Annotated in this window: 16 protein-coding genes and 1 tRNA gene; 13 read left to right on the forward strand and 4 right to left on the reverse strand. The window is 72.3% G+C overall.

The window, feature by feature from the left end; all coding sequences use genetic code 11:
* The first annotated feature begins 41 nt into the window (after positions 1-41).
* The 9 genes from AB0D99_RS05795 (at position 42) to AB0D99_RS05835 (ending at position 11,715) form a co-directional block, all read left to right on the forward strand.
* The gene (locus AB0D99_RS05795) at positions 42-917 is read left to right on the forward strand and encodes an FAD binding domain-containing protein (protein WP_362357321.1); all 876 of its coding nucleotides are present in this window, start codon (positions 42-44) and stop codon (positions 915-917) included.
* Positions 914-2,263, forward strand: coding sequence for a 2Fe-2S iron-sulfur cluster-binding protein (locus AB0D99_RS05800; RefSeq protein ID WP_362357323.1), 1,350 nt, complete (start codon positions 914-916; stop codon positions 2,261-2,263). The genes AB0D99_RS05795 and AB0D99_RS05800 overlap by 4 nt, the downstream gene beginning before the upstream one ends.
* The gene (locus AB0D99_RS05805; protein ID WP_362357325.1) at positions 2,260-4,575 is read left to right on the forward strand and encodes a molybdopterin cofactor-binding domain-containing protein; all 2,316 of its coding nucleotides are present in this window, start codon (positions 2,260-2,262) and stop codon (positions 4,573-4,575) included. The genes AB0D99_RS05800 and AB0D99_RS05805 overlap by 4 nt, the downstream gene beginning before the upstream one ends.
* A gap of 532 nt (positions 4,576-5,107) precedes the next feature.
* On the forward strand, positions 5,108-5,653 hold the full coding sequence (locus AB0D99_RS05810; protein ID WP_362357327.1) for a hypothetical protein: 546 nt from the start codon (positions 5,108-5,110) through the stop codon (positions 5,651-5,653).
* 33 nt (positions 5,654-5,686) lie between these two features.
* On the forward strand, positions 5,687-7,234 hold the full coding sequence (locus AB0D99_RS05815; protein ID WP_362357329.1) for a WXG100 family type VII secretion target: 1,548 nt from the start codon (positions 5,687-5,689) through the stop codon (positions 7,232-7,234).
* 28 nt (positions 7,235-7,262) lie between these two features.
* Complete coding sequence (gene mycP, locus AB0D99_RS05820) at positions 7,263-8,624, forward strand: type VII secretion-associated serine protease mycosin (RefSeq protein WP_362357331.1); 1,362 nt, start codon at positions 7,263-7,265, stop codon at positions 8,622-8,624.
* 288 nt (positions 8,625-8,912) lie between these two features.
* Positions 8,913-9,338 (forward strand): hypothetical protein, encoded by a 426-nt coding sequence (locus AB0D99_RS05825; protein WP_362357333.1) that lies wholly within the window; start codon positions 8,913-8,915, stop codon positions 9,336-9,338.
* A gap of 5 nt (positions 9,339-9,343) precedes the next feature.
* Positions 9,344-11,131: an alpha/beta hydrolase gene (locus AB0D99_RS05830; protein WP_362357689.1), complete on the forward strand. Its 1,788-nt coding sequence runs from the start codon at positions 9,344-9,346 to the stop codon at positions 11,129-11,131.
* Positions 11,132-11,238: 107 nt separating this feature from the next.
* The gene (locus AB0D99_RS05835) at positions 11,239-11,715 is read left to right on the forward strand and encodes a hypothetical protein (protein ID WP_362357335.1); all 477 of its coding nucleotides are present in this window, start codon (positions 11,239-11,241) and stop codon (positions 11,713-11,715) included.
* Between the two features lie 108 nt (positions 11,716-11,823).
* Here AB0D99_RS05835 and AB0D99_RS05840 read toward each other — a convergent pair whose 3' ends face one another.
* The 4 genes from AB0D99_RS05840 to AB0D99_RS05855 form a co-directional block, all read right to left on the reverse strand.
* Entirely contained in the window at positions 11,824-13,896 is a 2,073-nt protein-coding gene (locus AB0D99_RS05840; RefSeq protein WP_362357337.1) for a PQQ-binding-like beta-propeller repeat protein, read from the reverse strand.
* 52 nt (positions 13,897-13,948) lie between these two features.
* A complete protein-coding gene (locus tag AB0D99_RS05845) occupies positions 13,949-16,117 on the reverse strand; it encodes a PQQ-binding-like beta-propeller repeat protein (RefSeq protein WP_362357339.1) in 2,169 nt (722 codons plus the stop codon).
* A gap of 4 nt (positions 16,118-16,121) precedes the next feature.
* Entirely contained in the window at positions 16,122-17,015 is an 894-nt protein-coding gene (locus AB0D99_RS05850; RefSeq protein WP_362357341.1) for a serine/threonine protein kinase, read from the reverse strand.
* 264 nt (positions 17,016-17,279) lie between these two features.
* Positions 17,280-17,351: transfer RNA gene (locus AB0D99_RS05855), tRNA-Cys, on the reverse strand.
* 268 nt (positions 17,352-17,619) lie between these two features.
* Between AB0D99_RS05855 and AB0D99_RS05860 the strand changes: the two genes are divergently transcribed.
* The 4 genes from AB0D99_RS05860 (at position 17,620) to AB0D99_RS05875 (ending at position 22,840) form a co-directional block, all read left to right on the forward strand.
* Entirely contained in the window at positions 17,620-19,071 is a 1,452-nt protein-coding gene (locus AB0D99_RS05860) for an MFS transporter (protein WP_362357343.1), read from the forward strand.
* 218 nt (positions 19,072-19,289) lie between these two features.
* The gene (locus tag AB0D99_RS05865) at positions 19,290-21,080 is read left to right on the forward strand and encodes a DEAD/DEAH box helicase (protein WP_362357345.1); all 1,791 of its coding nucleotides are present in this window, start codon (positions 19,290-19,292) and stop codon (positions 21,078-21,080) included.
* Between the two features lie 382 nt (positions 21,081-21,462).
* On the forward strand, positions 21,463-22,104 hold the full coding sequence (locus AB0D99_RS05870) for a helix-turn-helix domain-containing protein (RefSeq protein WP_189975433.1): 642 nt from the start codon (positions 21,463-21,465) through the stop codon (positions 22,102-22,104).
* A gap of 112 nt (positions 22,105-22,216) precedes the next feature.
* On the forward strand, positions 22,217-22,840 hold the full coding sequence (locus AB0D99_RS05875) for a hypothetical protein (RefSeq protein WP_362357347.1): 624 nt from the start codon (positions 22,217-22,219) through the stop codon (positions 22,838-22,840).
* Positions 22,841-22,876: the final 36 nt, after the last annotated feature.

Here is a 22,876-nt window from a genome sequence, read left to right on the forward strand (position 1 = left end):
ACAGTCGGGGACCGCCGGGGACACCGGGAAGGGGCAGCGGGTTGACCACGCACGCACCACAGACGGCGCAGTCCGTGACGCTGCCCGCCTCGCTCGACGAGGCGGTGGCGGCGCTCACCGCCATGCCCGCCGCCGTGCCCGTCGCGGGCGGCACCGACCTGATGGCCGCCGTCAACAAAGGCCAGCTCAGGCCCGCCGCGCTCGTCGGCCTCGGCCGGATCAACGAGATCCGCGGCTGGCAGTACCAGGACGGCCACGCGCTCCTCGGCGCCGGCCTCACCCACTCCCGGATGGGCCGCCCCGACTTCGCGGCCCTCATCCCCGCCCTGGCCGCCGCCGCGCGCGCGGCGGGACCGCCCCAGATCCGCAACGCGGGCACGCTCGGCGGCAACGTCGTCACCGCGGCCCCCACGGGTGACTCCCTGCCCGTGCTCGCGGCCCTGGAGGCCGACCTGGTCGTGATGGGCCCGCACGGCACCCGCGAGATCCCCGTCTCCCACCTGCTGGCCGGCCGCGACCTGCTGGCGCCCGGTGAGCTGGTCGCGTTCGTCCGCGTCCCCCTCCTGCACGCCCCCCAGGTCTTCCTCAAGGCCACGGGCCGGACGGGCCCGGCCCGCGCCTCGGCCTCCGTCGCCGTCGTCCTCGACCCGGCCCGGCGCGGTGTGCGCTGCGCGGTCGGCGCCATCGCCCCGATGCCGCTGCGCCCGCTGGAGGCCGAGCACTGGATCGCCTCGCTGGTGGACTGGGACGGCGAGCGGGGCCTCGCGCCGGAGGCGCTGACGGCGTTCGGCGAGTACGTGGCCGCCGCCTGCATCCCGGACCCGCCGGGCGACGAGCAGCTGCCGTCGGCCGTACTGCACCTGCGGCGCACGGTCGCCGCGCTGGCCCGACGGGCACTGGGGAGGGCGCTGTCGTGAGCAACGAGAACCACGGTCACGGGCAGGGGGGCGGCTGGGAGCCGATCCCGCAGAGCGAGGGCTACGACGGCGATGCCACCGCCTTCGTGCAGCTGCCGCCCGAGTTCATGCTGGACGGCGTCCCGCTGGAGGCGCCGGGCCACGGCTACGTACCGCCGATGATCACCCCGCTCGTGCCGCTGACGCCCGAGGCGGCGACGGATCCGGCGGCGACCGGTTCGTGGGTGGTGCAGATGCCGACGGCGGCGGAGGGCGCGGAGCCGGAGCCGGAGTTCCTGTCGGAACCGGATCCGCACGCGACGGGCCAGTGGAGCTTCGAGGCCGCGTCGGACCCGGACCCCGGCGCCACGGGCCAGTGGACGATTCCGGTCGTGTCGGACGGTGCGGACTCGGCGGACGAATCGGGCGAGTACACGGCGTCGATGCTGGCGCAGTACGCGAGCAGCGCACCGGCGACCCTGCCGGGCGGCGCGCCGGCGCCGTGGGCGGTCCAGGAGCCGGAGCCCGTCGAGCCCGCGGAGGCCGTGGAGTTCCCCGAGGCCGTCGGGGCCGTCGAGGCCGCTGAGTTCCCCGAGGCTGCCGGGGCGGTCGAGAGCGCCGAGGCCCCTGCGGCCCCCGAGGGCGGCGTGGAGGCCCCCGAGGCCGGCGTGGAGGGCCCCGCGGCGCACGAGGCCCCCGAGTTCCCCGAGGGCGCGTCCCCGGGCCCCGAGGGCCCGGACCCCTCGCCCGCCCACGCGGACGCCGCCGAGCCCGCCGCCGAGCCCACCACGGGCAACAGCGCGGACAGCGGCGAGCACCCGCACATCTCGTACGTCCTTCGTGTGAACGGCGCCGACCGGCCCGTCACGGAGTCCTGGATCGGCGAGTCGCTGCTCTACGTGCTGCGCGAGCGGCTCGGCCTGGCGGGCGCCAAGGACGGCTGCTCGCAGGGCGAATGCGGCGCGTGCAACGTCCAGGTCGACGGCCGGCTCGTCGCCTCCTGCCTGGTCCCCGCGGCCACGGCGGCCGGCAGCGAGGTGCGCACGGTCGAGGGCCTGGCGACCGACGGCGAACCCTCGGACGTCCAGCGCGCCCTGGCCCGCTGCGGAGCCGTCCAGTGCGGCTTCTGCGTCCCGGGCATGGCCATGACCGTGCACGACCTGCTCGAAGGCAACCACGCCCCGACCGAGCTGGAGACCCGCCAGGCGCTCTGCGGCAACCTGTGCCGGTGCTCCGGCTACCGGGGCGTCCTCGACGCCGTCCGGGAGGTCGTCGCCGAGCGCGAGGCGAGCGCGGCCTCCGACCACGACGACGAGGCGCGCATCCCGCACCAGATCCCCCACCCGCACGACGGAGGCACGGCGTGAGCAGCGACGCGACCACCGCCACCCCCCTTCCGGCCTCGCCGGAGCTCGACGGCGTCGAGGAGGAGACGGTCGCCCACGGCCTGGGCTCGTCCCTCCCGCAGGCCGACGCGCGGGCCAAGACCGAGGGCACCTTCCCGTACGCCTCCGACCTGTGGGCCGAGGGCCTGCTGTGGGCGGCCCTGCTGCGCTCGCCGCACCCGCACGCCCGGATCGTCTCCATCGACACCACGGCCGCCGCCGACATGCCCGGCGTACGCGCCGTGGTGACGCACGCCGACGTGCCGGGCGAGGCGACGTACGGCCGGACCGTCGCCGACCGTCCGGTCTTCGCCTCCGACCTGGTCCGCCACCACGGCGAGGCGATCGCGGCCGTGGCCGCCGACCACCCGGACACCGCGCGGCTCGCGGCGGCGGCGATCGCCGTCGAGTACGAGGTCCTGGAACCCGTCACGGACCCGGAGAAGGCCTTCGCGGCCGAGCCGCTGCACCCGGACGGCAACCTGATCCGCCACATCCCGCTGCGCTTCGGCGACGCGGAGGCGGCCGGCGAGATCGTCGTCGAGGGCCTCTACCGGATCGGCCGGCAGGACCCGGCCCCCATCGGCGCCGAGGCCGGCCTCGCCGTGCCCCGACCGGACGGCGGGGTGGAGATCTACACGGCCTCCACCGACCCGCACACGGACCGGGACCTCGCGGCGGCCTGCTTCGGCCTCTCGCCGGACCAGGTGAAGGTCGTGGTGACCGGCGTCCCGGGTGCCACCGGCGACCGTGAGGACCCGGGCTTCCAGATCCCGCTGGGCCTGCTGGCGCTGCGTACCGGCTGCCCGGTCAAACTGGCCGCTACGCGCGAGGAGTCCTTCCTCGGCCACGCCCACCGCCACCCGACGCTGCTGCGCTACCGCCACCACGCCGACGCGGAGGGCCGTCTGGTGAAGGTGGAGGCCCAGATCCTCCTCGACGCGGGCGCCTACGCGGACGCGTCCTCGGAGTCCCTCGCCGCGGCCGTGGCCTTCGCCTGCGGCCCGTACGTCGTCCCGCACGCCTTCATCGAGGGCTGGGCGGTCCGTACGAACAACCCGCCGTCCGGCCATGTGCGGGGCGAGGGCGCGATGCAGGTGTGCGCGGCGTACGAGGCCCAGATGGACAAGCTGGCCCTGAAACTGGGCCAGGACCCGGCGGAGCTGCGCCTGCGCAACGTCCTCGCGACGGGCGACATCCTGCCGACGGGCCAGACCGTGACCTGCCCCGCGCCGGTGGCCGAACTCCTCGCGGCGGTGAGGGACTTCCCCCTCCCCGCGCTTCCCCTGGACTCCCCGGAGGAGGACTGGCTGCTCCCGGGCGGCCCGGAGGGCGCGGGCGAGCCGGGCGCGGTGCGGCGGGGCGTCGGCTACGCGGTCGGCATGGTGCACATGCTCGGCGCCGAGGGCGCCGACGAGGTCTCGACGGCGACGGTACGGGTCCAGGACGGCGTGGCGACGGTCATCTGCGCGGCCGTGGACACCGGTTCGGGGTTCAGCACGCTGGCGCGCCAGATCGTCCAGGAGACCCTGGGTCTGGACGAGGTCCACGTCGCCCCGGCCGACACGGACCAGCCCCCGGCGGGTCCGGCGACGCACGGCCGCCACACCTGGGTGTCGGGCGGTGCGGTGGAGCGCGCCGCGAAGATGGTCCGCACCCAGCTGCTGCAGCCGCTGGCCCACAAGTTCGGCATGTCGACGGAGCTGCTGCAGATCACGGACGGCAAGATCACGTCGTACGACGGCGTCCTGTCGACCACGGTCACGGAGGCCATGGACGGCAAGGAACTCTGGGCCACGGCCCAGTGCCGCCCGCACCCCACGGAGCCCCTGGACGAGTCGGGCCAGGGAGACGCCTTCGTGGGCCTGGCCTTCTGCGCGATCCGCGCGGTGGTGGACGTGGACATCGAACTGGGCGCGATCCGCGTGGTGGAGATGGCCGTCGCCCAGGACGTCGGCCGCGTCCTCAATCCGGCCCAGCTGGCGACCCGCATCGAGGCCGGTGTCACCCAGGGCGTGGGCGCGGCCCTCACGGAGAACCTCCGCACGGCCCGCGGCCTGATCCGCCACCCGGACCTGACGGGCTACGCACTCCCGACATCCTTGGACGCCCCGGACATTCGCATCGTGAAACTCGTCGAGGAACGCGACGTGGTGGCCCCCTTCGGCGCCAAGCCGGCGAGCGCGGTCCCGGTGGTCACGGCCCCGGCGGCGGTGGCGTCAGCGGTACGCGCGGCAACCGGACGCCCCGTCAACCGCCTCCCGATCAGGGCCCAGGCGGCGGTGGGGGCGTGACCACCCGCTGGACGGCCGTCCGGTCGAATCCGGGAATCCGTGTGCCCCCGACGGCGGCCGGCCTGTGGCCGGTCCCGTGGGGGCGGCCACTCAGCGGGACCGCCTTCCCCCGGAAGATGGCATGAACTGGTGGTCGTCCGGTAGCAGTTCGGCCGAACACCGTGGGCTCCGCGGCTTCGAGACCCGGGCCGCTCCCCGAGCCTGAGGACCCGGTCGCGTGGGCGGGCGGGCGGACGGGCAACGGGCACGAGGCGCGCGAGGGCAGGGGTACCGACGCGAGTGAGCCGAACCCCGGGCCGTTCGCACCATGAAACGCGTCACACGACCGGAGGGCTCCTGACCAGGTCCTCCACGGTCGTACGAATTCAGCCATCCAGGCCCTGGGGAAACGGCCCTTGGCCCGGCCGGCGGTTGATCTCCGTGCCCAAGTCGTAACCACGGGATCTGCGTTGCGCGTGCAACCCAGAGGTGCGCTCTGTCCGTCGTCTTGACTAGAGTGAAGGTCTGAGACTTGTCGAACGGGGAGGCGGCGATGGCCGAGGCAGCGATGGACGGCGGCGGGGGAGCGAGTGGCTCGCTGTCGACGATGGGGATGTTCGGAGGGGTCATCGGGGCGGCTGCCGCCGCGGCCAGCCTGGCCGTCGAGGTAAGCGAGTTGGCCAATCTCAAGAGCCGTGTGGACCAGCTGCTCAAGGACTTCCAGGAGTCCCACGCGGGCCCCGGCAAGATCGCCAACGACTGGCTGGACAAGGGTGCGCTCGCGGGTCCGGGGTTCAAGGAGGCCGAGTTCCTCTTCTCCTCGTACGACGTCGTGCGCGAGGAGCTGCTCAAGTTCTCCAAGGTCCTCGGACTCCAGATGGAGAGCATGAAGATCGCTATCGATTTCTCGAAGACCGGGTACGAGAACATCGACGACGACATCCGTGCGCGCATGCGGTTGCTCAACACGCAGATCACGGATCTGCAGAAGCGTGAGGGCGAAGAGGGGCAGGATCGCCGCGCCATGGGCGCGACGTCGCAGACGGAGATCCCGCAGACCGCCGCGCCCACGGGCGAGGGCACGCAGGGCGGCTACTAGTGAACGACACGACGGGAACGGGGGAACAGTCGCATGGGTGAGACGCCCAAGACGCCACAGGCCGCATCGACACCACTCGACGGGCTGACCAACGAGCAGCTGCTGGCGATGCTCACTCCGATCCAGAAGGAGCGGGCCGAGGCGCTGTCGATCAAGCTCGGGAACGCGGCGAAGGAGATCACGAAGATCGCCGAGTACCTCCGGGCACGTGCCTCCGGCGGCCTCAACTGGAAGGGTGCCGCGTCGGAGGCGTTCGTCGAGTGGACGGGCGCCACGGCAAGCGCCACCTTCTACCTCGCGGGGTACACCGAGCTGGCCAGCAAGTGTCTGGCCGAGTCGGCCCAGGCCATGGTCGAGGCGAAGAGTGGAGTGGACGACCTCGCCAAGACGAGCGCGGACGCGAAGGCGGACTACGCGAGCGCCCAGCGCATGAAGAACGCGGCCATCCACGACCCCGGCGCGGGCAAGACCGAGGTGAAGACCGCGACCGACAGCATGAACGCCGCGGCGACCGCCCGTGAACGGGCGCGCATCGAGGCGTTGATGAAGCTGCGGTCGCTGGGGCAGACGTACACCCACAACGGCCAGCGGGTGAACAGCGCCCCGAGGCCGGAGTTCCCCGCGCCCTCCACGATGAACGACGAGTGGCGCAGTCCGCGGAACATGATGCAGCTTCCCGGCAGCTCCTCGAGTGGGCGAGTGTCCTCGACAACCGGTGGTTACGAGACCGCCGGGCGGGCGAAGTCGACAGGCACCGGTGACGGGTCCGTCGGAGGCGACACCGACGGCGGCGTCGTCCGCCCCGTCGAGACGACTCCGACGCGGCCCGGCACCGCCGTCCCCGAGCCCAACGTGGAACTGGAGATCGACGGCGGTCTGGTGCTCCCCGACGCCCCGACCCTTCCGTCGGGGCCTCCCGGCACCACGGCGCCTCACCGGCCGGACACCCCTGTCACCTATCCCGACGGCAGGACCATGGTTCCGCCTCCCCTCACCGGAGGCACCAGCAACCCGTATTCGCCCGGTGGAGGCGGCAAGGTGCCGCCGACGATGCGAGGTCTGCCTGGCCCTGGGACGGTCGGGCCCACGAATCCCGTCGCCCGCACGCCGCGGGACGGAATCGTCGGTGGGCGTCAGGTGCCGCAGAACGGACGTCCGCAGGTGGGGCTGCCGCGGACCACGGTCATCGGTCAGGAGACCACTCACGGCCGCGGTCCCATGGGCACCGGTCCGCACATGGGCGGCTCCGGCCCCGGGCAGGGCGCCGGCTATCAGAACGGTCGTCGACTCGCGACGGAGTCGGGTGGCATGGTCGGTGGTCGGGCTCAGCAGTCGGGCCAGGCCAGCGCGCGCCCCTTCACTCCGGGCGGCTCCGGCCTCGTCCGGGGCGGTCAGCCCGGTGCCGGCGGCGCGGGTGCGGCGCAGGGACGTGCGATGGGAGCACCGCTCCACGGTGCCGGCGCTCGGACCGGGGACTCTCGTTCCGAGGAGCGGAACGGCGAGCGTCCTGACTACCTGACCGAGGACGAGGAGACGTGGCAGCAGGGCGCGCGCCGTATCGTCCCCCCGGTCGTCGACTGATCTCGTAACGAAGGACACGGAGAAGCGCATGCGAACCAGCAGTGGACGGGCCATGGGTTCAGGCTCCCTTGTGGCGGCGACCATGGCCCTGACACTGCTGGGTATCGGCGCGACGCCGGCTCACGCGGAGACCGTCCGTCAGCAGCAATGGCATTTGGATGCCATGAAGGCCGACGAGATGTGGAAGATCAGCAAGGGAGCCGGCGTCACCGTCGCGGTCATCGACTCCGGCGTCGACGACTCCGTCGCCGACCTTCGAGGCCAGGTTCTCCCGGGCAAGGACTATTCGTCCCGGGCCGGAGACGAGAACAAGGACATCGACAATCACGGAACGAGCATGGCCGCCCTGATCGCCGCCACCGGGGCGCGGGGTGGGACTGCGGGCTCGTTCGGACTGGCACCGCAGGCGAAGATCCTCCCCATTCGAGTCGCCAGCAACACCGAGCGTCTGCAGGGCAAGTCCAAGGCGACGTACGCGGAAGGGATGGCGACGGCCATTCGGTTCGCGGCCGACTCCGACGCGAAGATCATCAACGTCTCCGCCGGTAGTCCTGTGACACCTCAGCCCGTGCTCGCCGAGGCGGTCCGGTACGCGCTGTCGAAGAACAAGCTGATCTTTGCGGCCGTGGGCAACAGTGCTGACGGGGGGAACGCCGTCGAGTACCCGGCTGGGACGCCTGGTGTCGTCGGTGTGGGCGGGTTGACCCGGAAGGCGGCGTGGTGGTCGCAGTCGCAGACCGGCCCGCAGGTGGATCTGGCCGCCCCTGCCGAGGGCATCGTCAGTGCCTGCTCCGGTGGTACGCAATTGTGCGGGGGTGACGGAACGAGTAGTGCCACCGCCCTCGCCGCCGCCTCCGCCGCTCTCATCTGGTCCAAGCATCCCGACTGGACCAACAACCAGGTCCTCCGCGTCATGCTCAACACCGCGGGCAAGCCGACCAACGGCGAGAAGCGCACGGACTACATCGGGTACGGAGGCGTGCGTCCCCGCATCGCGCTGACCAACCCCGGTGACCCCGGCCCCGCCGATGTCTATCCGCTGCCCGACCTCGCCGCCGCCGAGCCCGCGTCGCCTTCGGCGAGCCCCTCGTCCCAGCCGTCGGCCGCGCCCAGTGAGAAGCCGGCCACGGCCGCGCCCGCCGCGTCGGGGGACGACAGCGACTCCGGACTGTGGATCGCTCTCGGCGTCGGCGCAGCCGTCCTGGTCGGCGGCGCCGTTGCCGCTGTGGTCCTGCGGTCGCGACGGCGCAGTGAGGTGCCCCCGGTTCCGTCCATGGCTCCCGCCGCGCCGCCGTACCCGCCCTACGGCCCCCCGCAGCAGCAGCCCAACCCGTACCAGCAGCAGACCACGCAGTACGGGCCGCCTCCCGGCCCGGGCCTGCACGGCTGACGTCCCGCACCTTCGGGCACGATCGACCTGGCCCCCGGCCCGCCTCCGGATTCCGGCTGGGGTATGCCTCGTTCACGGTTCCGGACACGGTGGAGCGGCTCTCCCGAGACGCCCAAAACGGACCTCACCGCCTGTTTCGCCGGGATTCCGCATTGCACTTGTGTACGACGGGGGCGTACCCGGTAGCGTTACCGCTCGCGCGCCATTAAGGCGTCGTAGACGCATCGAGAACCGAACAACGGGGGAGACGCCGTGGCTGGTGAGACGCGACCGCAAAGCCTGCAGCAATTGATGCAGTCCGAGGGCGGAGGTTCTTCTGGCGAGCAGGGCATGAACCTGGCCGGGGTCGCTCCCGTTTCGGGCGGCGCCGGTGGTGCGGCCGACCTCAAGCAGAGCGAAGGACCGTGGACGCATGCCGCCGGTGCCGTCGTGAAAATGCAGTCGGACACCAACGCCGGACTGGCGAGGCTGGGCACCTCGCACGAGGGCGTGCAGGAGGGCACCGAGGGGCTTGAGGCCACCGCGGCGCTCAGCGCGGTGCTCTTCTCCTGGCAGGAGCGCCTGAAGACCGTACGGGACGAGGCCGGGAACCTTGAGGCCCCTCTGAAGCTGGTCGCCGTGGACCACGGCGAGTACGAGGCCAGCCAGTTGTCGAAGTATGCGCAGATCGCGCCCAGGCCCGACAAGGGCTCCGGCGAGCAGGGCGGTCGGTGACCGCGATGATCTCGATGCAGGAACTCAAGGACCTCAAGCTCAACGAACTCACCGAGGCCGGCCAGGGCTGGGGTGACGTCAGCAAGCGGGCGTACAACTCCCGCCAGGAGGTCGACAACAAGGTGGTGCCCAGGCTGACCGACGTCACCAAGGGCATGTCCACCCTCGCCGCGGCGTTCCGGTTGGGGCGGCTGAGCCGCAACTACCAGTACATCCACACCGAGTGCGGTCTGCTGCAGTTCGCGCTCAACGGTCTGGCCCAGGAAATGGCGGTCCCTCAGCGGAAGTTGGTCAACGCCCTGGCGGACGCCCAGCAGCTCGGGTTCACCGTGCATCCCGACGGGTCGGTCAGCTACCCCGCCGCAAGCCGGGAGGGTGCGGAGCAGAAGGCGCAGGGTGACACGGTCAAGGGATCGAGCGGGTTCTTCGCCGGAGCGCTGACCGATGCCGCCGCCTTGGTGAACCCCAACCCGAACGCGGCGAAGGCGCAGGACATCGCCGACACGATCGGAGACGCGCTCGCCGAGGCGCGGAGGATCGACGGGGAGTACGCCAACGCCATCCGCAGGCTCAAGGCCGAGCAGGGGCTCGACGTCACCGAGAACACCTGGGCCGATGTCCAGAAGGACTCGCAGGCGGTGCACGGCGCGGCGGACGACGTCTTCAAGGACGACATCCCCACCGGCAAGAGCCCGGCCGAGCGCAAGGCGTGGTGGGACGGCCTCAGCGAGGAAGACAAGATCGCGTACATGGCCGCGTATCCCGACACCATCGGCAACCTGGACGGGATTCCCGCGGTCGCACGTGACGAGGCGAATCGCAACTACATGCCCCAGCTCATGGGACAGCTCTCGGAGCGCGGCGGTGAGGACGCCCAGACGAAGCTGGCGGGTCTGCGCAAGATCGACGAGCAGCTCCGGGCAGGCGGTCAGCCGCCGATGTACCTGCTCGGCATCGGAGACCAGGGCAATGGGCGGGCCATCGTCGCGTACGGCAACCCGGACACCTCGCGCAACGTCTCCGCGTACGTTCCCGGCCTCAGCACGAAGCTCGACGAGGAGTTCGCCGGCGGCACGTTGAAGCGCGCGCGGGACACGGCGATCGGCGCGCAGGAGATCGACCCGTCGAGCGCCTCGATCGTCTGGCTCGGCTACGACGCCCCGCTCAGCGTGGACGTCATGACCGAGAACGACGCGGCGAACGGGGCGCCCGCGTACCAGAGCTTCATGGGCGGCCTCGCCGCGACCAACGCGCATGCCGACCCGCACATCACGGCCATCGGGCACTCGTACGGTTCGCTGACCGTCGGTACCGCCAGCCAGCAGCCGGGCGGAATGCCGGACGTCGACGACTACATCCTCCTCGGAAGCCCCGGCGTCGGCGTGGACCGTGCCGAGGACCTGGGAGTCGGCAAGCAGCATGTCTTCGTCGGCGCCGCGGAGAACGACATCGTGACCAAGCTCCCCTCGGGCGGCTCCGTCGTGGGTGGCGTCATCGGCGGCGCGACCGGGTTCGCGTTCGGCGGACCCGGAGGAGCTCTGCTCGGTGCCGGTATCGGCGCGGATCTGGGCGACCCCGGCGACGACGACGTGTGGTTCGGCAAGGACCCCGCCAGCGAGGACTTCGGTGCGACCCGTTTCCGTACGGAGGACGGGCCGAACGCGTTCACCAACTTCACGCTCGAGGCGCACTCGAACTACTTCGACCCGAAGAAGGACCAGATGTCCGCGGACAGCATCGCCAACATCGTGGCCGGCAATCCCGGTGGCATCACTCCTGAGGCCAGGCGATGAGGATGCGAGTGGCGACCGCCGCTGCCGCGGCCGCATTGGCGCTCCTGGCCGCGGGCTGTGGTCCGTCGGAGGAGTCGGGGGGCACGAACGAAGGAAGGGCGCAGGACATGAACATGCAAGAGGCTGCGGAGCGTGCCGACGAGCTCCTGTACGACACCGTCAAGTCCATCACGCCCCCGGTGAAGTGGGACCACGGCATCTCCACGGACGGGGGTTGCGAAGTGTCCCGGCGGATCTCCGTGACCACCGTGATCTCCCCGGAGCGCAAGGGGAACTTCCTGGGTGTGGTGGAGCGCCACTGGCAGAAACTCGGCTTCACCCACCGGGGTACGAACAAGAGCGAGAAGACTCCCGCGACGTACTTCCTCACACCGGACGGTTTCCAGATCAGGCTGCTGTTCGGTTACCAGGGGCAGGCTCACTTCGAGGTCGCCACTCCGTGTGTCGAGGAGTCGGACGTCCAGCCGCCCAAGACGGTTCCCGGCGGCCCCGCGTACGACGGGGCCAAGGCGCCCCTGCCGAACGAGCAGTCGGAGTTCTGGTCCGCGCCCTCTCCGATCTCCGGTGGCTCGCCGGCCAGCTGAGGCGACGGACACCCGCGGTGCGCGTGCGGACGCGCGCCGCGGTGTGCGTCCTCGTCGGTCGGGGGTGCCACTGACGCACCGGTCCCCCCACCGGCGCGCCGCCTGAGGTCAGAACGTCGGCATGGCGACCACTTTGCCCTGGCTGATCAGAAAGACCCGGTTGCCCGCGCCTGTCATGCTCCATGGGCCGCGGTTGTCCCGCTCGTACGTCCACACGCGCTTTCGGCTCGGCTTGGAGAAGCCCGAGACACCGAAGTCGTCGTAGCTTCCCTCGACGATCCATACGCAGTTGCCCTGAATCACGGGCGGTGTCAGGGGAGGTGTGCCGCCGTTGAGGTCGGACCACCAGCCGTCGCCTCGGCCGCCGTCCTTGTCGTAGTGGGTGACGATGACACCGTCCGCCGCCGTGACCCCGTCGGAATCGACGGCGGGCGGTCCCCAGCCTCCCTGATCGTCTTTCGGCGTCGTACGGGAGGGGACGGCCCAGATCTGGCGCCCTTCGAGGGTCAGGGCGGTGAGGGTCCGCCCGCCCATGTAGACGACGCCCTTTTCGATCACGGGCAGAAGGGGCGCCGTCGTCTGGTCGGTGATCTTCCACTGCTCTTTGCCCGACTTCGTGTCCAGCCCGCGTACCGTCCCGTCCGTGCCGCTCAGCACCAACCGGTTTTCTGCGACGGCGGCGAACGGGCCCGTGTCGTCCGCCGAACTCTCCGTGGACGTGACGGTCCAGCGCGTCGTGCGGTCGGCGGTGCCGATGGCCCGCAGCTCACCCTTGTTGGTGAGGAAGTAGACCGCGTCGACATCGGCGGCCAGCAGGAACGCCACGTCGGCTTCCGGAGCCGACCACTCCTGAGCGCTGGTCGAGGCGTTGAAGCAGAGGAGAGCGCCCGATTCGCTCGCCGCCACGAACCGGTCCTCGTCCAGGGCGAGCTGGCGGGCGCGGGCCGACAGCTGCGGCAGCGTCCACTTCGGTGCACCGTCGGTCACCTTCAGGGCTGTGAGACCTCCGTCCCTGGCCGCGAAGATCACCACGTCTCGCAGGACGATCGGTGCCGGGAGCGGGCCCGACGCCGCGGCCTCGACCGGACCCCACAGCGGATTGGGCCTGATGCCCTCATTGGCCTGGTCCAGCAGAGGGGCGTCCGGGGCGTCTCCTGCCGGCGGCAGCTCGGTGTCGTCCCGGCCGAGCCACCAAGCCGTACCGCCGCCGCCCGCGAGCAGCACCACCCCGCCGCCACCCAGGGCGGCGAGGAAACGGCGTCGGCTGGGACCGCGCTGGACGACGGCCGTGGGAGCGGCAGCGGTCTGCCGCCGGATGTCGGCCTCGCGTTGCTTCACCTCCTGGTGAAGTGGTCCCTGTCGCCAGACGTTGCGAGCCTTCTTGCCCGGGGCGAAGGCGCGAGCGATCTGGTCAGGGGACGGGCGGAACTGCGGGTCCTTGGCGAGCAGCGGTGCCAGGAGGATCCGGATCTGCTCCGGAACGGCATCGAGATCGGGCTCCTCGTGAACCACCGCGTACTGGACGGCGGCGACGTGCGCGCCGTTGAAGGCACGCCGCCCGGTCGCCGCGTACACGAGCACCGCCCCGAGCGAGAAGACGTCGGCCGCTCCGGTGACACGGTGCCCGAGGACCTGCTCCGGAGCGCCGTAGCCCGGGGTGACGGGAATCTGTCCGACGGTCGTCAGGGTGAGTCCGTGCTCCGGGCGGGCGATGCCGAAGTCGATGACCCGGGGCCCGTCCGAGGTGAGGATGATGTTGGCCGGTTTGATGTCGCGGTGGACGAGCCCCGCGGCATGGATGTCCCTCAACGCCTCCGAGAGCGCGGTGGCGAGGGCACGTACCGTCGTCTCGTCGAAGGAGCCGAGTCTGTCGACCGCCTGTCCCAGCGTGGGGCCGGCGAGGAACTCCGTGGCGATCCAGGGCCGTCCGGCCTCCATCTCGGCGCCGAGGACTCGGGCGACGCCCCGGCTGGTCACCGCCTGCGCCGTGTGTGCCTCACGGACGAATCGCTGTGCCAGGTGGTGGTCGTGGGCGAGTTCCGGACGCAGGACCTTCACAGCGGCGGGTCGGCCGTCCGGTCCGGAGGCCACGTACACGCGGCCCATGCCGCCCTCACCCAGGACGCCGAGGACTCGGTACGGACCGACGCGCAGGGGATCGCCGAGGCCCAGGGGGTTCATGGGTGTTCACATCCTGTTCGAGATATGGGTCATGCCGTCGACGTGCGACGTCTCACTTCAGCGGGAGAGCGATGAGGAAGTCCTCACCCGTGGCGAACATCCGTCCTTCCCGCGCCTGCGGGAGTACGTGGTCGACATCCGTCTGGTAGACCCAGGCACGCTTCCGGGTCTTCAGGTCGAGGGCGGCGAGTCCGAGTTCGGAACGGAAGTAGACGCAGCGTTCGCCGACCGCCAACGACTGGTCGCTTTCCGGCAGCGCAGGGTTGCCGGTGACGACGCGTTCCGTCCAGAGCATCTGCCCGGAGGCCGCGCTCACGGCGCAGACCGCGCCGTTCGTGACCGCGTACACCACGCCACCCCGCAGAACGGGGGCGGAGAGCGGATCGACGGCGGAGATCCGGTACGTCCACTCCTCTCCTCCGTCGGAGAGCCGGTAGGCCGCGAGGACGTCGCCACCGGTGTAGAGACGGTTGTCGTCCAGGCAGAGTCGGTTGCGGCCGGCGTTCCCGACGCTGATCGGGATCTTCTGCTCCCAGCGGGTCAGGCCCGTCGCCCTGTCGCGCGCCACGGCGAGCGTCGTCTCACCGAGCCGGTCGCCGTATTCGAGGGTGATCAGCAGGTCGCCCCGGACTGCCGAGGTGATCACGTGGGGGCCGTCCCCCTCCTGCCGATTGAGCAGGTCACGTCGCCACAGTTCCTTCCCCGTACGGGTGTCCGCGGCGACGATGTGCGTGGAGCCGAGCGAGGCGCGGGTGCCTGTACCGCCGGCGGCGTAGACCGCACCCTCGACAGCACAGAGCACCTGCGTGGAGTACACGTTGGCGTTGAGCCCTTTGAGGGTGACGCCCCCACGCCTGAGCTGATACCGCTCGGTGTCGACGGTGCGGACGGTCAGGTCGTGGTGCACGTCCTCCATCCTCCGAGGAACGACGTAGACCTGCGCGCCGTCCGACGCGGCGGTGCGTGGCGCGGTCTCGACCGAGCAGACGCCCGCGATCTCACCGGACCCGATGTCGGTGAACGCGATTCCCAGCCCGGCGACGAGCGCCACGCTCCCGCCTGCGAGCAGCGGATACGCGCGCTCCTCCTTCAGGGGCACCGCCATCTCACGGCTCCACAGCGAGACGGGTGCCTCTCCCAGCAGCGGAGCGGTGGGCAGCTTGGAATCGTCCGGCTGCTCCTCGCGCCGCCATGCCCAGACGCCCGCGCCCGTTCCCGCGGTGGCGAACAGCGCGCCGGCGCCGAGCGCGAGGAGCTTCCGGCGGGACGGGCGGGGGGACGAGTCGCTCGGTGACGTCTCCGCGTACGGGTCGTCCTCGGGGGCCGGGAGGCGGTGGGGGCGGTGGAGCCAGACCTGGGTGGCGCGGCGGGCGATGTCCGTCAGGAGGAGGGGCGGGAGATGGTCCGCGAACTCGCCCCGGCCGTCGTGGAGGTGGGCCGTCAGGTCGCCGGTCGTCGGGCGGGCGGACGGGTCCTTCGCCAGGCAGGCCGTCAGGAGCGGGAGCAGGGGGTCGGGGACGCCCGTGAGGTCGGGGTCGGCGTAGCGGACGCGGTAGAGGAGGTCCGCCGGGGAGCCCGTTCCGAAGGGTCCGTGGCCCGTGGCCGCGAAGACCAGGACGCCCGCGAGGGCGAAGACGTCGCCTGCCGGGGTGTGTTCCTGGCCGCCCGCCTGTTCGGGGGACATGAACGCCGGGGTGCCCGTCGCCGCGCCCGTGCTCGTCAGGTGGTCGTCGCCGGCCGCGCGGGCGATGCCGAAGTCGATGATCTTCGGGCCGTACGCGGTGACCAGGACGTTGGAGGGCTTGAGGTCGCGGTGGACGACGTCCGACGAGTGGAGCTGCGCCAAGGCCCCCGCGAGGGCGGCGCCGAGCGCGCGGACCGTCGGTTCCGGGAGACCGCCGCACAGGGCGACCGCGTCGTCGAGCGGCGGACCGAGGACGTACTCCGTGGCCAGCCAGGGGGTTTCCGCCAACGGGTCCGCGTCCACGACGGCCGCCCCGTGCCGGTCGCCGATGACCCGTGCCGCGTCCGTCTCCAGCCGGAAGCGGGTACGGAAGGCGGCGTCGGAGGCGAGCCCGGAGTGCATCGTCTTCAGCGCGATGGTACGACCCCCGGGCGTGCGGGCCAGATACACCGTGCCCATGCCGCCCGAGCCCAGGCGGGCGAGCAGCCGGTACGCGGCGATCGCCGCCGGGTCGGTGTGCAGGAGTGGTGACAGCATCGCGTCAGTTCCAGGGCAGTTCGGTGGCGAGGATCTCGGACGACTGGCGGGCGAGCGCCGCCACGACCCGGCCGGGCAGCCAGCCGGGGGTCAGCAGGGAGCCCGCCGAACCCAGCACCGTCTCGTGCGGGGTCGGCGGAGCGAGCGCGGCCAGGACGTCGGCCGCGGTGGGGCGGTCGGCGGGGTCGCGGGAGAGGCAGGATGCCGTCGACGGACGCAGGGCCGCCGGGAGTTCGGAGCGTTCCGGTGCGGTGTGCCCGGTGGACGCGTACGCGAGGACGGCGCCGAGCGCGTACACGTCACCCGGTGGGCGCGGCCGTCCGCCCGACGCCTGCTCGGGTGCCAGCGCACCCGGGTCGAGACCCGGGAGGTCCGAGCGCCGGGTCCCGTCCGGTGCCGCCGCCCGTACCGCGCCGAAGCACGTCAGGCGCGGGCCGTCGGCCGTGAGGAGGACGGCGGCAGGGGACACACCGGCGTGGGTGATGCCCTGCGCGTGGGCGGCAGCCAGCGTCTCGGCGAGGGCGACACCGATCACCCGGACCGTTTCCTCCGGCAACGGGCCGCCGTGCACGGCCAGGGCGACGGGGAGCGGGAGCGCCGGAACGTACGGGGTCGCGTGGAACGGCGGAGAGCCCGGATCCGCCACCTCCGTCACCGGCGCCGTCCAGGGGCCGAGGAGCCGCTGGGCCTCCTGGGCCTCCGTCAGGAAGCGGGCGGGGTCGGCGCCGGGGAGGGGCGCGGAGAGCAGCACCGTACGGTCGCCCTCCGTGCTGCGGGCGACGAAACGGCGGCACGGGACGTGGCCGCTCCGCGGGGGCGACGACGGGTCGAGACGGGTGATCAGACGGTACGGGCCGATGCGCCGCGCGGATTCCTCGTTCGGGCGCGGCCGTTCCACGTCGAACCCCCCTGTTGTCCACCCCATGCCACCCCGGCGGTTGCTGGAGCAACAGGAGCCTACTCAAGTGGCGCCGGGGAGAGGGGGCCGCGGGTGCCGGGACGGGGGTGGCGCGGGTGGTGACCCCGTGAGTCCGAAGCCACGTCCGCGGGGGACGCTTCCGGCCGATCACGGGTGTCGCGCGGATCGAGGCGCGTGGGGCGAGGCCGCGAGCAGGATGATGCCGGCTCCCTCCACCGTGGAGGGAGATCCGGTTTCCGTCAGAGACCGTGGCGGGATTCGAACCCACGTAACTCGCTTTGCAGGCGAGCCCCTGAACCACTCGGGCACACGGTCGTGTGGTGCAACGAGTACGACCGTAGGGCGGCGGGAGGGGCGGCTCAAGGGTTCCGGGCGGCGCGCAACATGACTGCCATACGGCGTTCACGGTCGGCCGGTCGGAGGGGTCGGAGGGGTCGGAGGGGCGGCCGGTCGGAGGGGCGGCGGGTCGGCCGGTCGGCTGGTCGGAGGGTCGGCTGGTCGGCCGGTCGGCGGGTCGGCGGGGCGGTCGCGGGGGCGACTCCCGACAGGGTCCATTTCGCCTTACGCCCCTTACCCTGGGGCCATGAGCGCCCTCGAACCCCGCGACGCCGACGTCGTGCCCGCCGCCGCCGTCCCCCTCCCGGGCGGCGGATCCGTGCTCGACAGGGACCACCGGGCGCTCAGCATCGGCATCGTCTCCGTCGTCCTGCTCATCGCCTTCGAGGCGACCGCCGTCGGGACCGCGATGCCGGTCGCCGCCAGGGAGCTCGGCGGGATCCCGCTGTACGCGTTCGCCTTCTCCGCGTACTTCACCACCAGCCTCTTCGCCATGGTCCTCTCCGGGCAGTGGTCCGACCGGGCCGGGCCGCTCGCCCCGCTCACCGCCGGCATCTCCGCCTTCGCCGCCGGGCTGCTGCTCTCCGGGACCGCCGGGGCCATGTGGCTGTTCATCCTCGGGCGGGCCGTGCAGGGGCTCGGCGGCGGGCTGGTGATCGTGGCGCTGTACGTGGTCGTCAGCCGGGCCTACTCCGAGACGTTGCGGCCCGCGATCATGGCGGCCTTCGCGGCCAGTTGGGTCGTCCCCTCCGTCGTCGGGCCGCTCGCCGCCGGAACGATCACCGAACACCTCGGCTGGCGGTGGGTCTTCGTCGGGATTCCGGCCCTCGTCGTCCTCCCGCTGGCTCTCGCCCTGCCCGCCATTCGCCGCACCGCCTCCGGCCCGGCGGACCCGGCCGCGCCGCTCCCGCCGTACGACCGGCGCCGCATCCGGCTCGCGCTCGGCATCTCGGCCGGGGCGGGGCTGCTCCAGTACGCGGGCCAGGAGCTGCGCTGGCTCTCGCTGCTGCCGGCCGCGGTGGGCGCGGCGCTGCTGGTGCCGGCCGCGCTCGGGCTGCTGCCGCGCGGCACGTACCGAGCGGCGCGGGGGCTGCCCTCGGTGGTGCTGCTGCGCGGGATCGCGGCGGGGTCGTTCATCGCCGCCGAATCGTTTGTTCCGCTGATGCTGGTCACCCAGCGCGGCCTGAGCCCCACGCTGGCCGGCCTCTCGCTCGCGCTCGGGGGCCTGACCTGGGCGCTCGGGTCGTGGGTCCAGGCCCGGCCGTGGATGGAGCCGTACCGGGAGCGGTCCGTCGTCGTCGGCATGGTGCTCGTCGCGGCGGCCGTCGCGACCGCGCCGACCGTGCTGGTCCCCTGGATGCCGGCCTGGATCGTCGCCCTCGCCTGGGCGTGGGGCTGCCTGGGCATGGGCCTGGTGATCTCCTCGACGAGCGTGCTGCTCCTGAAGCTCTCGGCTCCGGAGGAGGCGGGCGCGAACTCGGCGGCGCTGCAGATCTCGGACGGCCTGTCCAACGTGCTGCTGCTCGCGGCGGGCGGCGCGGCGTTCGCCGCGCTGGGCGGGGGAGCGGTGGGGCACGCGGCCGCCTCCGGCGGGGGCGGCCACCCCATGGCGTTCGCGGCCGTGTTCCTGCCGATGGCGGGGGTGGCGCTGGCGGGGGCGTGGGTGGCGACGCGGCTGCGGGTGCCGGAAGGACGATGACCCCATGCGGCGCCGCACGGGGTCGTGCGGTACCCGTCCACCTCACGCTGTTCGAGCTCCCACGGTCGCCGCGCGGCTGCCGGCGTTCGCCCGCTGAGACGGGGCTGTGACGCTCGCCGCACCGGGCGAGGTCACGGCCCCGTCCGCCCCGCCGGTTCTCCGGCGCACCGGTAAGGTGGCCCGGTTGTCATATCTGGACGAGCGTCGAACCGGAGACCGTGACTACCACCGCCACCTCCTCCCACCACCTCTCTCCCGCCTTCCCCGGCCGGGCCCCCTGGGGTACCGCGAACAAGCTGCGAGCCTGGCAGCAGGGCGCCATGGAGAAGTACATCCAGGAGCAGCCCCGCGACTTCCTCGCGGTCGCGACGCCCGGCGCCGGAAAGACCACCTTCGCGCTGACCCTCGCGTCCTGGCTGCTGCACCACCACGTCGTGCAGCAGGTGACGGTCGTCGCGCCCACCGAACACCTGAAGAAGCAGTGGGCCGCCGCCGCCGCGCGGATAGGGATCAAGCTCGATCCCGACTACAGCGCCGGGCCGCTCAGCAAGGAGTACCACGGCGTCGCCATCACCTACGCCGGTGTCGGCGTACGGCCCATGCTCCACCGCAACCGCTGCGAGCAGCGCAAGACCCTCGTCATCCTCGACGAGATCCACCACGCCGGTGACTCCAAGTCCTGGGGCGAGGCGTGCCTGGAGGCGTTCGACCCGGCGACCCGCCGGCTCGCCCTGACGGGTACGCCGTTCCGTTCCGACACCAACCCCATCCCCTTCGTCACGTACGAAGAGGGGAACGACGGCATCCGGCGGTCGTCGGCGGACTATACGTACGGCTACGGCAACGCCCTCGGCGACGGCGTCGTGCGGCCCGTCATCTTCCTCTCCTACAGCGGCAACATGCGCTGGCGCACCAAGGCCGGTGACGAGATCGCCGCCCGCCTCGGCGAGCCCATGACCAAGGACGCCGTCTCCCAGGCGTGGCGCACCGCCCTCGACCCGCGCGGCGACTGGATGCCGAACGTCCTGCGCGCCGCCGACCAGCGCCTCACCGAGGTCCGCAAGGGCATCCCCGACGCCGGCGGGCTCGTCATCGCCTCCGACCAGGACTCCGCCCGCGCCTACGCCAAGCTGATCCGTGAGATCACCGGCACCAAGGCCACGGTCGTCCTCTCCGACGAAGCGGCCGCCTCCAAGCGGATCGACGAGTTCAGCGAGAACAACGACCGCTGGATGGTCGCCGTCCGCATGGTGTCCGAAGGGGTCGACGTCCCCCGGCTCGCCGTGGGCGTGTACGCGACGACCATCTCGACCCCCCTCTTCTTCGCCCAGGCCGTGGGGCGTTTCGTACGTTCCCGCAGGCGCGGCGAGACCGCGTCGGTGTTCCTTCCCACCATCCCGAACCTCCTCGGCTTCGCCAACGAGATGGAGGTCGAGCGCGACCACGTGCTCGACAAGCCGAAGAAGGACGGCGAGGAGGACCCGTACGCCGAGTCCGAGAAGGAGATGGCGGAGGCCGAGAAGCAGCAGGACGAGGACACCGGCGAGCAGGACATGCTGCCCTTCGAGGCGCTGGAGTCCGACGCCGTCTTCGACCGGGTCCTCTACGACGGCGCCGAGTTCGGCATGCAGGCCCACCCGGGCAGCGAGGAGGAGCAGGACTACCTCGGCATCCCGGGTCTCCTCGAACCCGACCAGGTGCAGCTCCTCCTCCAGAAGCGGCAGGCCCGGCAGATCGCGCACAGCCGCAAGAGGCCGGACTCCGAGGCCGACCTGTTGGAGCTTCCGGCCGAGCGGCGGCCCGTCGTTTCCCACAAGGAGCTTCTTGAGCTGAGGAAACAGCTCAACACGATGGTCGGTGCGTACGTTCACCAGAGCGGCAAGCCCCACGGCGTCATCCACACCGAGCTGCGGCGGGTGTGCGGCGGGCCGCCGAGCGCCGAGGCGACGGCCGGCCAGATCCGCGAGCGGATCAAGAAGGTGCAGGAGTGGGCCACCCGGATGCGGTGAGCGGCACGAGGCTGTGAGGACGGCTCGTACGCGGTCGCGTACGGGCCTTTCGCCTTCCATGGCGGTGTCCGACGGGCTTGTCCGGACACCGTGTGCGTCGCACGTATCGTCGATTTTGTCCGGTGAATCTCCTTGACCGGCTGACTTCCGCCGCGAACCGACCGTATCCGGTCGCTCGCGCCCGGATTCTGGACGAGGTCTTCCGCTGAGCGGAGTGGATCGCTACTGTCCCCCGCAATGCAACCGCCCCGTGGCAGCGCCGCCGCGGAGCGCAGCCGGTGCGCATGGCCTGCCGGCGGCCTCTGACGTGCGTCGCCGCGGGACCGGCTTCGCTGCTCTCGTTTGAAGGTCCGCCGTCACTCACTCCGAAGGAGAGGGCGTCGTGACCGCGGAAACCTCCCAGACGCTCGACCGGGGCCTCAGGGTCCTCAAACTGCTCGCCGACACCGACCACGGCCTGACCGTCACCGAGTTGTCCAACAAACTCGGGGTGAACAGGACCGTCGTCTACCGTCTGCTCGCCACACTCGAACAGCACGCCCTCGTCCGACGCGACCTGGGCGGACGTGCCCGGGTCGGTCTCGGTGTGCTGCGGCTGGGCCGTCAGGTCCACCCACTGGTCCGCGAGGCCGCGCTGCCCGCGCTGCGCTCGCTCGCCGAGGACATAGGCGCGACCGCCCACCTCACGCTGGTGGACGGGGCGGAGGCGCTGGCGGTCGCCGTCGTCGAACCGACCTGGACCGACTACCACGTGGCCTACCGCGCCGGTTTCCGGCACCCGCTGGACCGGGGTGCGGCGGGCCGGGCGATCCTCGCGGCCCGGCAGGGCAGCCTGATCGAACCCGGTTTCACGCTCACCCACGGCGAGCTGGAGGCGGGCGCGAGCGGCGCGGCGGCTCCGCTGGTCGGGATCACGGGCATCGAGGGCAGTGTGGGCGTCGTGATGCTGGCGGACGCGGTGCCGGAGCGGGTGGGGCCGCGGGTGGTGGACGCGGCGCGAGAGGTCGCCGACGCGTTGCGCTAGGCGCGGCGGGCTGCGCTGGGCGCGGCGGGCTGCGCCACCCATGCCCCATGACCCACGCCCCGGAGCGCGAGGTGGGCGTGGGCCGGGGGCCGGGCCCGGCGCGGACGGACGCGTGACGGCGCCGTCCGCGGGGGCCGTGCCCACCCGCTCGGCCCCACGGACAGTCGCCCCATCGGGCGGCGGTGTCAGGGCCGGGGGCACCACCGCCGCTCAGACGCTGTACGACGACCGGCGGATCGCCGCCGCGGTGAATCTGGAGGGCTACCTGGACCGGGCCGACGGCGAGCTCTTCCCGGTGGCCCGGTACGGCGTCGCCCGCCCGCTGCTCCTGTGCGGTACGGACGGGTTCCGCGACGCCCGGCTGGACCGCTCCTGGTCCGCGCTGCTCGCCCGTCCGACGGGCCGTACGTGCCTGCGGCGACTCGACGGGGCGGATCACGGGGTGTTCACCGACTACGCCGCCCTCGTGCCCCAGTTGCACGCCGCGGGTCTGCTGACCACCGCGGACAGGATCCGACTCGTCGGCGCGATCGACCCCGGGGTGTCCGTGCCGACCGTGCGCCGGCTGGTCCGCGCGTTCTTCACCCGGACCGTCCCGCCCGCGAGCCTGGGCAGATCCGAGATCACCCCGCCCGCGAGCCCGGGCAGATCCCGGACCGTCCCGCCCGCGGGCCCCGGAAGCCCCTGGACCGTCCCGCCCGCGGGCCCCGGCAGCACCCCGGGCGTCCGGTCGTGAGGCGGCCCATGGACCCGACCGTGCCTCTCGGGGGTG

This window comes from Streptomyces sp. NPDC047971, assembly GCF_040653355.1.
GTDB lineage: Bacteria > Actinomycetota > Actinomycetes > Streptomycetales > Streptomycetaceae > Streptomyces.

Bases quoted from the DNA above. Each gene is read 5' to 3' on its own strand.
- AB0D99_RS05810 (WP_362357327.1), top strand. From the start codon at position 5,108: ATGGCCGAGGCAGCGATGGACGGCGGCGGGGGAGCGAGTGGCTCGCTG.
- AB0D99_RS05815 (WP_362357329.1), top strand. From the start codon at position 5,687: ATGGGTGAGACGCCCAAGACGCCACAGGCCGCATCGACACCACTCGAC.
- mycP (WP_362357331.1), top strand. From the start codon at position 7,263: ATGCGAACCAGCAGTGGACGGGCCATGGGTTCAGGCTCCCTTGTGGCG.
- AB0D99_RS05830 (WP_362357689.1), top strand. From the start codon at position 9,344: ATGATCTCGATGCAGGAACTCAAGGACCTCAAGCTCAACGAACTCACC.
- AB0D99_RS05835 (WP_362357335.1), top strand. From the start codon at position 11,239: ATGAACATGCAAGAGGCTGCGGAGCGTGCCGACGAGCTCCTGTACGAC.
- AB0D99_RS05840 (WP_362357337.1), bottom strand. From the start codon at position 13,896: ATGAACCCCCTGGGCCTCGGCGATCCCCTGCGCGTCGGTCCGTACCGA.
- AB0D99_RS05845 (WP_362357339.1), bottom strand. From the start codon at position 16,117: ATGCTGTCACCACTCCTGCACACCGACCCGGCGGCGATCGCCGCGTAC.
- AB0D99_RS05860 (WP_362357343.1), top strand. From the start codon at position 17,620: ATGAGCGCCCTCGAACCCCGCGACGCCGACGTCGTGCCCGCCGCCGCC.